We start from the raw sequence: 15,701 nt of genomic DNA, 5'->3' as shown, positions 1-15,701 counted from the left end.
ATTTTGGTTGTTTATAAAAGGTAATTTTTTACCAGACTCCTTTTATTTTATTGATTGTTAAGTTTTTAATTTCTTGATTTTCATCAGATTGAATGATGAGTTTTGTATATGGTTTATTTGGAAAAATTTGTTCAGTAAAACTGTATACACCGCCGTTCAGAAAAATTTCTATAGAAGACCAATCCATTATAATTTGATAATTGATTGTTTCTGAAACTATATTTGAGGTTTTAGTATGGTGAATTTTTTCTCCAAAACTTTTTTCGAAACTCACTAAACCAGAATGTCTTCTGTCAATAGCAAAAGTCTTTCCTTTTTCATCATAATTTATAACCAGAGAATCCTTTACATCATTGAAAAAAACCAATTTTAAATTCTCATTTTTGGCATTTAATTGTACTTCAGACTGATTCAAATTAGCATAATCAATTGTTGTTTTTTGATTTGCTTTAAGGGTAATTTTATCTTTGGAAAAGGCTGTGGTTCGTTGCTTTTGGAATTGCTCGACAGGAACACTTTTTAGGGTATAATCACCATTGATTTTAGCCAAAGAAAGTTCTCTTGGGATTGTCATAGCGCTTCTCCAGTTTTTTGTAGGAGTATCTCGGGCATATGACCAATTGCTCATCCAGCCTATGAATATTCGTTTATTTTCAGGTGCGTTATTGTATGTGACACCGGCATAATTATCAGCGCCATTGTCAATCCATTTGATGTCTTTTTGAGTTGTTTTAAAACTTTTCCCATCAAAATCACCTATGAAATATTGTGTTCCGGAACCTCCATTTGGGGCGCCAGGATTTATACTGATGAGTAAAACCCATTTTTCTTCATTGGAATCGTCAACTTTCAATTTAAAAATATCTGGGCATTCCCACACGCCACCATGAGCTCCAATATTTTTACCAAATTCGCTTTCAAGAGTCCAGTTGATTAGGTTTTTAGAAGTATAAAATTTGGCATGATCTCCGGCTACTAAAACCATGTTCCAAATTTTGGTAGTTTCATTCCAAAAGACTTTCGGGTCTCTGAAATCTTTTAAAACTAAATTGCTGATAATTGGGTTTTTCTCATATTTAGCCCAAGTTTCTCCTTCGTCCAGACTGTAAGCTAATCCTTGTGTTTGATAATCTGTTTTGCCTGCTTTTTCACCTTCCATATCATGATAGGTAAAAATGGCAATCATTGGAGGGTTTTCTTTTGTCCCTAAACCCGAAGTATTGTCAATATCTACAACAGCACTTCCTGAAAAAATTAAGCCTAATTTATCGGGGAATAAAGCAATTTTTTTATGTTTCCAATGAATTAAATCTGTGCTGGTAGCATGTCCCCAGTGCATTGGACCCCAAACAATATCTTCCGGGTAATATTGGTAAAACAAGTGATAAGTCCCTTTATAGAAAACCATTCCGTTTGGGTCATTCATCCATTTTTTTTCTGGTGAAAAATGAAATTGTGGTCGAAAAGGCTCTTTGTAAGCTACTGAAGAATCAATTGTAATGGTTTCAGAAGTAGGAACATAAATTACAGTATCCGATTCTTTTTTACAAGAAGTCAGTACTAATGAAATTTCTAAAATGCTTATAATGAATAATTTATTCCATTTAAAATCCATAATTGATTTTTTTGTAATTGTATTAATTCATAAAAATAGAATTCATTTTGGTATAAACTCATTTTGACAAAATCGATAACGTTTTCGAAATTACGAAAACGTTGTCGGTCTCAAATTTAATGGAGTTAATCGAATAAATTCACTTTAAAAAAATAAATAGCATAAGTTTGACATCAATATAAAATTATAAAAAATATGATTTCAATTTATAAAAATTTATTATTCATCTTATTAGTCAGCCCGGTTGTTTTTGGTCAAACTAAATCAGACGAATGGCATTTGTATGCAAATTCAAGAGCGAATTACTATGGTGTGGCTATGGCTAATGGACAAATAGGAATCGTTACAGATGATACTCCTTTAAAAACAAAAGAAATTATTCTGAATGGAGTTTATGATGGCAGTCCTGAAAATGGTATTAGTAGAATTGTGAGAGGAATTGAATTTTTGAATCTTCATTTGACGATAAACAATCAAGAAATCAAATCAGATAATATTGATAATTGGAGTCAAGTGGTTTCGATGAAAGAAGGAACAAGTACTACTTCATTTTCGTTTAAAGATTATGCAAAGATTCATTACACAATTTTGGCTAACCGAGCAATTCCTTTTTCGGCTATGGCAATTGTCGAAATTATTCCTGATAAGGATATTGATATCATGGTTAATAATTATATGATTGTTCCCGAAGAATTGAAAGAGGCAAAAAGTCAGTTCAGGGTTTTAAAAGACAATCAATATATGATGCCGGTTTTTGGAACAACTGCAAAAACATTAACTGGGAAATATACGGTTGCGGCTTCAACGACTTTTCTTTTTGACGGACAAAGTGAAACTTTAAAACAAACCGGAAATGAAGTTGGTTTTGCCAAAAAACTTTTAAAAGGAAAAAAATACCGATTTGCAGTTGCAGGAGGGATTTGTACTTCTAAAGATGTTACAGATCCTTTGAACGAATCAGAACGTCAGCCTATTTTTGCTTTGCAAGAAGGAATTGACAAACTGCTTAATCGTCATAAACAAGCTTGGGCTGAATTATGGAAAACAGGAGATATTCAAATTGAAGGTGATTTAGATGCACAACAACGCGTTCGTTTTGCATTGTATAATTTGTATTCATACATCAGACCTGATACCAGACAAAGTATTGCGCCTATGGGATTATCATCGCAAGGATACAACGGACATATTTTCTGGGACACCGAGCTTTGGATGTATCCAACACTTTTAGCATTGCAACCTGATATGGCTAAATCGTGTTTGGATTATCGTTCCGACCGTTTGCAAAAAGCAAAACAAAAAGCATTTATTTATGGATACAAAGGAGCTATGTATCCATGGGAATCTGATGATACTGGTGAAGAAGCTACGCCAACTTGGGCATTGACCGGAATTTTTGAACAACATATTACAGCGGATGTATCTATTGCTTTTTGGAATTATTACAGTTATACCCAAGATAAATCATGGTTGAAAAAAGAATGGTCAGTTCTAAAAGAAACGGCTGATTTCTGGGTAAGCCGAGTAGTCAAAAATCAGGATGGCAGTTATTCGATTCTGAATGTCGTTGGTGCCGATGAATATGCGCAGCACATTGATGATAATGCTTTTACTAATGCATCGGCCATTGAGTCTTTGAAAAACACGATAAAGGCAGCGACACTTTTGAATGAACCGGTTAATCCGAAATGGATAGACGTTTCAGAAAAATTAATGATTCATAACGAAAATGGTATTACACAAAATTACAAAGGATATAAAGGACAAATTATAAAACAAGCCGATGTGAATTTGTTAGCGTATCCTTTGCATATCATAACAGACAAAGCACAAATTGAAAAAGATTTAGAATATTATGCTGAGAAAATTGATAAAAAAGATGGTCCGGCTATGGCTTCAGGAGTTTTATCTGTTTTGTATGCACGATTAGGCGATAGAGAAAAGGCCTATAGTTATTTTGTAAAATCCTATTTGCCAAATAGCCGCCCGCCTTTTGGAGTATTTTCAGAATCCGCTAATAGTAATAATCCTTATTTTGCAACTGGTGCCGGTGCTATGCTTCAGGCTGTTATTTATGGTTTTGGAGGAGTTGAACAAACTGATATGGGGTTGAAGTACAACAAAGGATTGTTGCCTAAACAATGGAAATCGTTAAAAATAATAGGAATCGGAGTTGACAATAAAACGATTACAATAGAATAATAGATTTTTTTTTGCTGCGAATACCTTTTTTAATTTCTTCATAATTGAACGGAATTAAAAAAGGTATTCGTGTTTTTGCATTATTTTTTGGCCTTATCGGTACACAATTACGTTTTTATTAAGCGCTTTATTTTTGTATTGATGTTTTATGTCAAATGGGGTTATAATTATTAAAGAATTGTTAAAATGTGTTTTAAAAAATCAGTTTTTTGTTAGTCAAATCGTTAACATGCATTATTCGCAATATTTTTTTGGTAAAAAAGAGCTTTTTGGGTTCTGACATTCGTTTTTGTAGTCATAAATGTATAAAAACAGCATTATGTGTTTTTTTAATTTGTTTTTTTTATATTAAATTTATTTTTAATACTAATTTTTTAAAGTATTAATTTTAAATCGAAAACGTTTTCGGACCACCGAAAACGTTATAGTTTGTAAAATCATAATATTATCATAAAATTATTATTATGTTTGATTCCAAGTTTTAAAACAAACCATTTAAACAAATTATTAACCAACTTATTTATTACGTATGAAAAATAGTCTAATTAAAGGCTTAATGGTGTTTCTAACCATGCTATGTACTAGTTTGACCTACTCGCAAGATGTGTCAGGTACAGTATCAGATTCTAGCGGTCCATTACCAGGGGCTTCTGTATTGGTAAAGGGAACAACTAACGGAGCACAAACTGATCTTGATGGAAAATTTACTATCAAAAATGTTGGTCCAAAAGCAGTTCTAGTTTTTAGTTACATTGGGTTAAAAGCTCAAGAAATTAATGCTGCAGGAAAAAGTACAATTAATGTAATTTTAAAAGAAGACTCAGCTGAGTTGAAAGAAGTAGTCGTTATCGGTTACGGTTCTGTTAAGAAAAAAGATGCAACTGGTGCAGTTGATCAAATTGGATCAAAAAGTTTTGACAATGTAGCTTCGCCTTCTCCTGCTCAATTATTAAGAGGAAAAGTTGCAGGTGTACAAGTTACTCAGTCAAGCGGTGAGCCAGGTGGTGGAGTTGCTATTAGAGTACGTGGTAATACATCTATTCGTTCTGGTAACGGACCACTTATCGTTATTGATGGTGTGCCATTAGATGGAGGAAATGTTTCTGGTGGTGGTGATAATTTATTAGGAGCTTCTTCTGCAAGAAACCCTTTGAATTTCGTTAACCAAAATGACATTGAAAGTATGAGTGTATTAAAAGATGCTTCTTCGACAGCTATCTACGGATCTCGTGGAGCTAATGGTGTAATTGTTATTACAACAAAAAAAGGGAAATCTAAAGCACCTCAATTGTCATACAATACTTCTATACAATTCAGTAAAATGGCAGGAAATTTTGACGTAATGACTCCTTCGCAATTCGTTGCTGCTGGTGGTGATGATCAAGGATCAAGAAGCTACAACTGGAAAGATGCTATTATGCAAAAAGGTTTTTCTATGAATCACGATTTAGCATTTACAAAATCAACTGAAAATTCTAATACAAGAATCTCTCTGGGTGCCTCTAACACTGACGGTATTGTAAAAAACACAGGTTTAGATAAATACTCAGCTACAGTTTATAATTCAAATGACTTCTTTGGTGGAGCTTTGAAAGTAGAGCAAAGAATTATGTATGCTTCATTGAAAGATAGAACTACATTAATCGCTAACGATTCAGGTTATATTGGTAACGCGATTGGTACAGCTTTGTACTGGAATCCAACATTGCCAATCTATAATCCAGACGGATCTTACCATGTAGTCAGTAATACTTATTTGAATCCTGTTCAATTATTAGATGCTTATAATGATTTCACCAATACCAATAAATTTTTAGGAAGTATCAATACTACTTGGAAAATTAATAGTAAATTGAAATACACTTTCTTGTTTGGTGTTGAAAGTTCAAATTCAGCAAGAAAAACTCAATTATTACCAACTATAGCTATTCAAGGAGATGCTTTTAACGTATCAGTTCCTGGATCTTCAGAAGTTAAACATGGTAATGCTTCAATTAATTCTCAAAATAAATTCAACAAAACTTTTGAGCATACTTTAGCATATAACAATGACTTTGGTGCTAATTTTAATTTAGATGCTTTAGTAGGTTATTCTTATTATGATTATACTGCTGACGGAAGTTTTGCAAGCGCTAAAGGTTTCAATCCTGCTCAAACTAATCTAATTGACAATATTGAAGGAGGTCTTCAAAATGAGTATAGAATTTCTTCTTACAGAAATAGAACAGAATTGCAATCTTACTTTACAAGGGTTAATGCAACTATCTACAATAAATTAATCATTACTGGAACTTTACGTTCTGACGGTTCTACAAAATTAGGAGTTAATAACAAATACGATTATTTCCCTTCTGTAGGTATTGCTTACAAAGTAGTTGAAGGTAAAGACGGTTTAGTTAATGATTTCAAAATTAGAGGAAACATTGGTAAAACAGGTAACCAAGAATTTGCACCTAACTCAGCTATCGCTAGAGGTGCTTATGGTTTAAATGGGACTTTAAATGTTGATAGTAATGCAAATGCTGATTTGAAATGGGAAACCACTAAATCTTATGGTATTGGTACGGATTTCACATTATTGAATAACAAATTAACAGGTACAATTGATTATTTCCAAAAAGACACTAAGGATTTAATTTTCCCAGTTCCTGCTGCTGCTACTCAACCAGGACCACCATCTCCACGTTTCAAAAACTTACCAGGAAACTTAATCAACAAAGGAGTTGAGGTTTCTTTAAGCTATAAAGTGATTGACAAAGAAGATTTTACTTGGGATGTTTCAGGAAACGCATCATTCTTAAGTAACAAAATGACAAATTTTGCTGGATTCATTTCTACAGGCGGAATTAATGGTCAAGGTTTATCTGGTGCTTATGCACAAGTAATCACTAATAACAAACCAATCTATTCTTATTATATGTACGAATGGAGAGGATATGATTCTACAGGAGCTTCTATCTATGCTGATGCAGCAGGAAATGATACGGGTTTAGGTACAGCAGCTAAAAAATTATTAGAGAAACAACCTTTACCAAAAATCAATGTAGGTTTCAATACAAACTTTACATACAAGAATTTTGACTTAGGAGCTTCGTTCTATGGTGCTTTTGGACACTACATCTACAACAATACTTCTAATGCTTATTTCTTCAAAGGAGCTTTCTTAGGTGGTAGAAACACAACTCAAGAAGCGGCTACTTCTGCACAAGCACAAGGAGATCCTAACTCACCTTCTACTAAATACTTAGAAAAAGGAGATTTCTTAAGAATGGGTAACTTAACTTTTGGTTATACAGTTAAAGGAGCTATTTTAGATAAATTTAAACTGTCTACTGCAAGACTGTATGTAAATGCATCTAATTTGTTTATAATCACTAGTTATTCAGGGACTGACCCTGAAGTAGATACTGACAAGTCATTGAATGGCGTGCCTTCAGCTGGTATGGAGTACTTATCATATCCAAGAGACAAAAGTGTATCTGTTGGTCTTAACGTAACATTTTAATTAAAAAACGATGAAAAGAAATAATATTATAAAAAGCATCTTATTGACTAGTACACTTGTATTAGGTGTAAGTTGTACCAATCTTGATGAACAAGTATTAGATGGTGTTGTTATATCTAATACTGGTGGAGGAACAGTAAATACTGCTTCTCTTTTAACTAGTGCTTATGAAGGATTAAGAGGCTTTGAAACACAAGGACAAATGTTTGCATTAGATGAGATGTCATCTGACGCATTAGTTGGACCAACTCGTGGTGGTGACTGGGATGATAATGCTACTTGGAGACAAATCCACGTACATACTTGGGCTCCTGATCACAATGAGGTTAGAAATGCTTGGAATAGTTTATTGACTCAAGTATACAACTGTAACTTAGTTATTGAAAACGGTAGTGGTTCAGAAGTTACTCAGGCTCGTTTTTTAAGAGCATTCTATTACTATAATGTAATCGATTTGTTTGGACAAGTTCCTTACAGAGAGGCAGGATCTAAATTGACTGAAGATCCTAAAGTATGGTCTAGAGCTGAAGCTACTGAATTTGTAATTAGTGAATTAGAAGCTATCGTTTCTTCATTGCCAGCTAGAACAGTTGATGATGCTAGTACAGCAAATGCTGATGCTGCTCACTTTTTGTTAGCTAAATTGTACTTGAACAAAGGTGTATTTACTGCTGCTGATGCAGCTGGTCCTTATACTTTTGATCCTGCTGATATGACTAAAGTTGTATCTCATGTTGATGCAATCAGTAGTTCATTATCTGAAGATTATTGGGATAACTTCAAACCAGCCAACAATACATCACCAGAGATTTTATTCTCTGCTAAGAATGTACAAGGTGGTGCAGGCGGAGGAATCCAATACCACTGGAGAATGGGTATGCACTACAACCAAACTCCTGATGGATGGAATGGTTTTGCTATAGTATCTGAATACTACAATAAATTCAATCCAAATGATAGACGTATCAAAAATGCTGATTCTGATATCATCACTAATTTTGGTAATCCAGTAGGTATGCAAATAGGTCAAATGTACAAACCAGGTGGTTTAGTTGCATTAAAAGACAGAAATGGAAATCCATTAGTTTATACTCCTGCAGTAACTTTAATTACTAGCGGAGCTACATTAGAAACTGCAGGTATCAGAATGGAAAAATATATTCCAGATGCTGCAAACTTAGGTACGCCAAATAATGATTTTGTATTCATGAGATATTCTGATGCATTATTAATGAAAGCTGAAGCTATTTTAAGAGGTGGTTCAGGTTCAATAGGTACTATCATGACTGATATAGCTGCAAGATCTGGACAAGCTGCTTCACCAGCTACTCTTGATGGAGTATACCTTGAAAGAGGAAAAGAATTATGGTTAGAAGGATGGAGAAGAAATGACATGGTTCGTTTTGGAACATTCTTAGCCGCTAGAGAATTAAAACCATATGTATCAGATAATAAATATGTTTTATTCCCTATTCCTGCGGATGCATTATTTAATGCTAATCTAACACAAAATCCTGGATACTAAGGTATTGTTAAGTTAATTATGTTTTGAGTTAGTTTAAAGAGGGTATTTATTACCCTCTTTATCTTTTTATATAAGTCACATTCTTCTTTTTTTATACAAGAGTAAAAAATATTTATTGCAATAAATTAAACTCTTTTTTATTCTTACAAATAATAGATAAAATCTCTATTTTTTAACGTTTTTCTTCCTGCTTTATTGGTTGTTTTATTTTTTTATATAATCAATATTACATAAATTGGCATACTCTAATTACCTAATCAAATAGTATTTAAATATGTTTAATCGTATTATTTTATTTTTCTTTTTTCTACTTTTTTTTACTAATTGTTCTAATGAAAATCTAGAAAATAAAAACTCTTTATTCTCCAAACTTGACGCATCCGAAACGGGAATCAATTTTCAAAATGAAGTCAAAAATGGAGAAAACATGAATATCTTCAAATACCGAAATTTTTATAATGGTGGAGGTGTTGCTATTGGAGATATTAATAACGATGGATTATCGGATATCTATTTCACATCTAATCTTGGTGCTAATAAATTATATCTTAATAAGGGAAATTTTAAATTTGAAGATATCACTAAAAAAGCCGGGGTTGGAGGAACTAAAACTTGGTCTACAGGTGTAGTTATGGTAGATATAAATGCAGATGGCTTACTTGATATTTATGTTTGTAATGCTGGAAATAGTAAAGGTGGTCAACAAAATAATGAGCTTTTTATTAATAATGGGAACAATACATTTACTGAAAAAGCCCAAGAATATAATTTAGCAGATACAGGGATTACCACACACGCAGCCTTTTTTGACTATGATAAAGATGGTGATTTAGATGTTTATATTTTAAATAATAGTTTTATTCCAGTAAGTAGTCTTAATTATTCTAACAAAAGAGAGTTAAGAGATAAAGATTGGGATGTAGCAGACATTCTTAAAGGTGGAGGTGATAAATTATTGCGTAATGATAATGGTAAGTTTACGGATGTTAGCAAATCTTCAGGAATTTATGGTAGTCTTATCGGTTTTGGACTTGGCGTTACTGTAGGTGATGTGAACGGGGATCTTTATCCGGATATTTATATTTCTAATGACTTTTACGAAAGAGATTATTTGTATATAAATAATAAAAACGGAACGTTTGCTGAGCAAATTCAAAATTGGACTTCGCACATTAGTCAGTCTTCAATGGGTGCTGATATGGCAGATATTAATAATGATGGCAAAGCAGATATTTTTGTAACGGATATGTTGCCTGAGCCTGATGAACGTTTAAAAACGACCACTACATTTGATAATTATGATTTATTTACTAGAAAATTAAATCTTGATTTTTTCAATCAATATATGCAAAATACGTTGCAGCTAAACAATGGAAGCGATCAATTTCTAGAGATTGCTAATTATGCTGGCGTAGCTAAAACAGATTGGAGTTGGGGAGCATTATTATTTGACATGGATAATGATGGTTATAAAGATATATATGTTTGTAATGGAATTTATCATGATTTAACAAACCAAGATTTCATGGACTTTTTTGCTAATGATATCATGCAAAAAATGGTGATTACAGGTAAGAAAGAAGAAATAGAGACTATCATTAATAAAATGCCAAGTACACCTATTTCTAATTACGCATTTAAAAACAATAAAAACGCAACCTTTACTAACGAAGCTCAACAATGGGGATTAGATACGCCAAGTTTTTCAAATGGAGCGGCTTATGGTGATTTAGATAATGATGGTGATCTAGATTTGATTGTCAATAATGTCAATATGGAAGCGTTTGTTTACAAGAATAATTCTGAGAAAAATAAAAACAACCACTTTGTAAAAGTTAAGTTAAAAGGCGATAACCAAAATAAATTTGCTTTAGGAAGTATTGTTGAATTGTTTTCTGGTAGTGAAATCATTAAACAAGAATTGATTCCGTCAAGAGGTTTTCAATCCTCTATTGATTATGTGATGACGTTTGGAATTGGCACAAAGAAAATAGATTCTTTACAAGTGATTTGGCCAAATGGTAAATTTCAAACCATTAATAAAATTGTAAAGGACAAAACAATCAACTTGAATATAGCTGATGCTAAGTTAAATTATGTTCCTAAAAAAACAGTTTCAAAATCAATTTTTTCTGAAAAGAAAGCTTCTTTTTTAGCGCATAAAGAAAATGATTATATTGATTTTGATTATGAAGGATTAATATCCAAAATGCTTTCTCAAGAAGGACCTTCGTTAGCAATTGCTGATATTAACGGTGATGGAAACGAGGATGTTTTTATTGGCGGAGCCAAAGGACAATCCGGAAAAATTTATCTCAACAAAGGGAATGATGCTTTTGCTGTTTTACCACAAAAAGACTTAGAAAGCGATGCTAGTTTTGAAGATACAGCAGCCAGTTTCTTTGATGCGGATAATGATGGTGACCAAGACTTATTAGTAGGTTCTGGCGGAAATGAAAAATCCGATCAAGCCAATTATAAAAATAGATTATACTTGAATACGGGTAAAGGAGTTTTTATAAAAAGCAAAACTACTATTTCGACAACCAATAACAACGTTTCGGTAATTGCACCAAATGATTTTGATAATGATGGTGATATTGATGTATTTATCGGTAGCCGAAGTGTTCCTGGTGTTTACGGGATAGATCCAAAACATTTATTATTAGAAAATGATGGAAAAGGAAATTTTGCAAATGTGACGGACAAAAAGGCATTTAAAATAAATACTGTCGGAATGATAACAGATGCAGTATGGGAAGATATTGATAATGATTCCAAAAAAGATTTGATTCTGGTTGGTGATTGGACAACACCAATAATTTTCAAAAATACAGGACGTAGATTGACAGAATTTAAATCAAATCTTTCCGATTATCATGGATTTTGGAATGCTGTGAGTTGTGTAGATTTGAATAATGATGGTAAAAAGGATTTGATATTGGGTAACAAAGGAACCAATACACCATATAAACCTACTACTGGCAGTCCAATGAAATTATTTGTAAATGATTTTGACAGTAATGGAACTATTGAACAAATAGCCACACGGTCTATAGCGAATAAAGATATGCCAATTAATTTAAAACAAGAATTGGCTAAACAAATTCCATCTATCAAGAAGAAAAATTTGAGTTATGCGGATTATGCAAAAAAATCATTCCAAGAAATATTCGCTCAAGATGTAGTTGAGAATTCAATACAAAAGACCGTGAATATTCAGGAAAGTGTGATTGCTGTTAATAAGGGGAATGGTAAATTTGAAATACAACTGTTGCCAAAAGAAGTCCAGTTTTCTTGTGTGAATACTATTTGTACGATGGATGTAAACAATGATGGAATTTTAGATTTGATTTTGGGTGGAAACCAATACGAATTCAAACCGCAATTCTCCAGATTAGATGCTAATTATGGAAGTGTATTGTTAGGAAATAAAAAAGGAACTTTCTCTTGGATGCCTTATAATCAATCGGGCTTATTCATAAAAGGAGAAGTGAAACAGTTAAAAACGATACAAAACAAGAATAAGAGCATTTCAATTATAGCAGTTATAAATAATAATGCTCCTAAAATTTTTAAACGTAATGAATAATTTTTTTAAAATAGGATTGGCTTCATTGCTATTCGTTGGCTGTTCCAAAAAACAAGACCAATTGTTCGAAAAATTGTCTTCTGACGAAAGTAATATCACGTTCAATAATCAATTATTAGAGTCAAAAAATATCTCTATTTTAGATTATCTCTATTATTATAATGGTGGTGGCGTAGCCCTTGGAGATATTAATAATGACGGTTTAGTAGATGTTTATTTCACATCCAATCAAGGAAAAAATAAATTGTATCTCAACAAAGGCAAGAATAAATTTGAAGATATTTCTGTAAAAGCAGGCGTAGAAGGTCAAAGTGATTGGAATGCCGGTACTGTTATGGCAGATGTAAATGGAGATGGATTTCTAGATATTTATGTTTGTGCCGTAGTGGGAATTAATGGTTTTGAAGGAAAAAATGAATTGTTTATCAATAACAAGAACAATACATTTACTGAAAGTGCCGCCGAATATGGTTTAGATCTTGATAATTACAGCTCATCAGCAGCTTTTTTTGATTATGATTTAGATGGAGATTTAGATATGTATTTATTAAATCATGCGGTTCACTCTGAATTGTCTTTTGGGAATATGAACATTCGAAATAAAAGAAGCTATGAATGTGGCGATAAGTTATTTCGCAATGACAATGGAAAATTTGTTGATGTAAGTGAGCAAGCAGGAATTTTTGGAGGAGCCAATGGATATGGTTTAGGATTGGCAGTTTCCGATTTTAATTTAGATGGTTATCCGGATATTTATATAGGGAATGATTTTCACGAGGATGATTATTACTATTTGAATAATGGAGACGGAACTTTTACTGAAAGTTTAAAACAATATTTTGGACATACCAGCAGATTTTCCATGGGAGTTGATGTTGCGGATGTTAATCATGACGGTTTTCCGGATATCATGAGTTTAGACATGCTTCCTGAAGACGAAAAAGTACTAAAATCTTCTCTTGGCGACGATAATGTACAAATGCTAAAAATGAGAACCGAAAAATTAGGCTATCATTATCAATATACCAGAAATATGTTGCAATTGAATCAAGCCGGACAGCATTTTACCGAAACGGCTTTGTTGAGCGGAGTCGCTGCAACTGACTGGAGTTGGAGTACTTTATTTGCAGATTATGATCAAGACGGCGAGCAGGATATTTTTGTGAGTAATGGAATTTCAAAACGTCCGAATGATTTGGATTATGTGAAATACTATTCGAATGACCAAATAAAAAGCAAAATCAGTTCAACAAAACTTTTAGATAAAGAAGCATTAAAACGAATGCCAAAAGGAAATGTAACAAATTATGTTTTTCAAGGTTCGGCTGATTTACAATTCAAAAATCGTTCGGCTGATTGGATCGAAAATGATTCTATAATTTCAAATGGAAGTGGTTATGCTGATATTGATAATGATGGAGATTTAGATGTTGTTACTAATAATACGAATAATGTTGCCTCTGTATACATCAATAAAACGGATGGAAAATCAAATTATTTAAAATTAAAGTTACAATTCGTAGGACAAAATACTTTCGGAATAGGAACAAAAGTGATTTCATATTACAAAGGAAAAAAACAGTTCAAAGAATTACAAACTACAAGAGGATTTCAATCTTCGTCAGAACCAATGATTCATTTTGGATACGGAAAAATTACATCAATAGATTCTTTGGTAGTCATTTGGCCTGATAAAACGTTTCAAACGATAAAGAATGTTAAGACTAATCAAACGCTGACCATAAAAGCAAATACAGACCGAAAACTATTTGATTATAAAAAATTGCATCCGTCTGTTATGCCAATTTTCAAAAAGTCAGAAACAGGTTTAGGAATCGATTTTGTGCATCAGGAAAATGATTTTATTGACTTTTTGGTCCAAAAATTAATTCCTTATGAGCGTTCAGATAGAGGCGCTGCAACTGCTATTGGAGATTTGAATGGCGATGGAAAAGATGATATTTTCTTTGGAGCTTCTAAGGGTAAAAAAGCAGCTGTATATCTTCAAAATCCTAAAGGTTTTACAAAAAAATCTTTTAATGAAATAGAAAAAGACTCCATTTTTGAAGATGCTTCAGCGGTAATTGGAGATTTTAATAATGATAAAATAAATGACTTATATGTAGCTTCGGGCGGTGGGGAAAATGCATCTGATTTGCAAGACCGTTTGTATAGCAATAATAGCAGCCAATTTATTAAGTCTGTTTTGCCAAAACTGGTCCAAAATGCTTCGGTGGTAAAAACATTTGATTATGATAAAGACGGTGATTTAGATCTTTTTGTTGGGAATAATTCTATCAATAATAGATTTGGCAGCTTGCCGGATTGCTATTTATTAAACAACAATAAAGGCATTTTTACTATTGTTGAAGGTCAAACATTTTCAAAAATAGGAATGGTGACCGATGCTATTTTTAGTGATTTTAATAAAGATGGAAAAGTAGATTTAATTCTAGTTGGAGAATGGATGAAGCCTACCTTTTTTGCAAATAAAAACGGGAAATTTACTAATGTAACCGAAACTGTTTTTCCGGAAAAGAGCAATGGATTGTGGCAATCTGTAATTCCATTTGATATTGATCAGGATGGTGATGAAGATTATTTAGTGGGGAATTGGGGAATGAATTCTAAATTTAAAGCCTCAAAAGAATTTCCAATGAAAATGTATTATGATGATTTTGATACAAATGGCTCATTTGAAACTATCGTTGCTGTAGAGAAAAAAGGACAATATTATACTACAATGGGACTGGACGAATTAGCAGAACAATTTAGTGGAATGCTAAAAAAGAAATTCAACAGTTATAAATCTTTTGCAGGTAAAACTTTAGAAGAGGTTTTTGATCCAAAAATGTTGGAGAAAGGAACTTTATTTGAAGTTCATAATTTAAAATCGGGGTATTTAAAAAACGAAAATGGAAAATTCACTTTTGTTCCTTTTTCGAATAAAATGCAGGTTGCTCCAATAACGTGTTTTGTGAAATCAAATTTTGATTCGGATGCCAAAGAAGAAGTATTTGCTGCTGGAAATTATTTTGGAGTTTCTCCTTATCACAGTAAATTTGATGGATTTTCGGGTGCTTTAATCAAAAATGAAAAAACAATATTTTTAGGTAATCAAATCGGAATTGACCTGACTCAGAAAGCGGTTAGACATCTTGATATTATTAAATTTAATGGTAAAAAGTATATTTTAGTAACCATTAATAATAAAAAAGTAGAGCTATATGAAATGCCTTCAGCCAAGAATTAATAAAAAATG

6 protein-coding genes are annotated in these 15,701 nt (G+C 32.5%); 5 read left to right on the top strand and 1 reads right to left on the bottom strand.

The features are described from left to right. Positions 1-28: 28 nt before the first annotated feature. A complete protein-coding gene (locus tag O6P34_RS02740) occupies positions 29-1,615 on the bottom strand; it encodes a glycoside hydrolase family 32 protein (RefSeq protein WP_269685803.1) in 1,587 nt (528 codons plus the stop codon). A 195-nt stretch (positions 1,616-1,810) separates the two neighbouring features. Between O6P34_RS02740 and O6P34_RS02735 the strand changes: the two genes are divergently transcribed. The 5 genes from O6P34_RS02735 (at position 1,811) to O6P34_RS02715 (ending at position 15,692) form a co-directional block, all read left to right on the top strand. After that, a complete protein-coding gene (locus O6P34_RS02735) occupies positions 1,811-3,817 on the top strand; it encodes a kojibiose hydrolase (RefSeq protein WP_269685802.1) in 2,007 nt (668 codons plus the stop codon). Between the two features lie 529 nt (positions 3,818-4,346). Beyond that, positions 4,347-7,322, top strand: coding sequence for a SusC/RagA family TonB-linked outer membrane protein (locus tag O6P34_RS02730; protein WP_269685801.1), 2,976 nt, complete (start codon positions 4,347-4,349; stop codon positions 7,320-7,322). A 10-nt stretch (positions 7,323-7,332) separates the two neighbouring features. Beyond that, entirely contained in the window at positions 7,333-8,847 is a 1,515-nt protein-coding gene (locus O6P34_RS02725) for a RagB/SusD family nutrient uptake outer membrane protein (RefSeq protein WP_269685800.1), read from the top strand. 274 nt (positions 8,848-9,121) lie between these two features. Beyond that, a complete protein-coding gene (locus tag O6P34_RS02720) occupies positions 9,122-12,439 on the top strand; it encodes a VCBS repeat-containing protein (protein ID WP_269685799.1) in 3,318 nt (1,105 codons plus the stop codon). After that, a complete protein-coding gene (locus tag O6P34_RS02715; protein ID WP_269685798.1) occupies positions 12,432-15,692 on the top strand; it encodes a VCBS repeat-containing protein in 3,261 nt (1,086 codons plus the stop codon). The genes O6P34_RS02720 and O6P34_RS02715 overlap by 8 nt, the downstream gene beginning before the upstream one ends. Positions 15,693-15,701: the final 9 nt, after the last annotated feature.

This window comes from Flavobacterium lacustre (assembly GCF_027474525.2).
Lineage (GTDB): Bacteria > Bacteroidota > Bacteroidia > Flavobacteriales > Flavobacteriaceae > Flavobacterium > Flavobacterium lacustre.
Note: the sequence above shows the minus strand (reverse complement) of the source record. Positions and strands in the feature narration are given on the sequence as shown.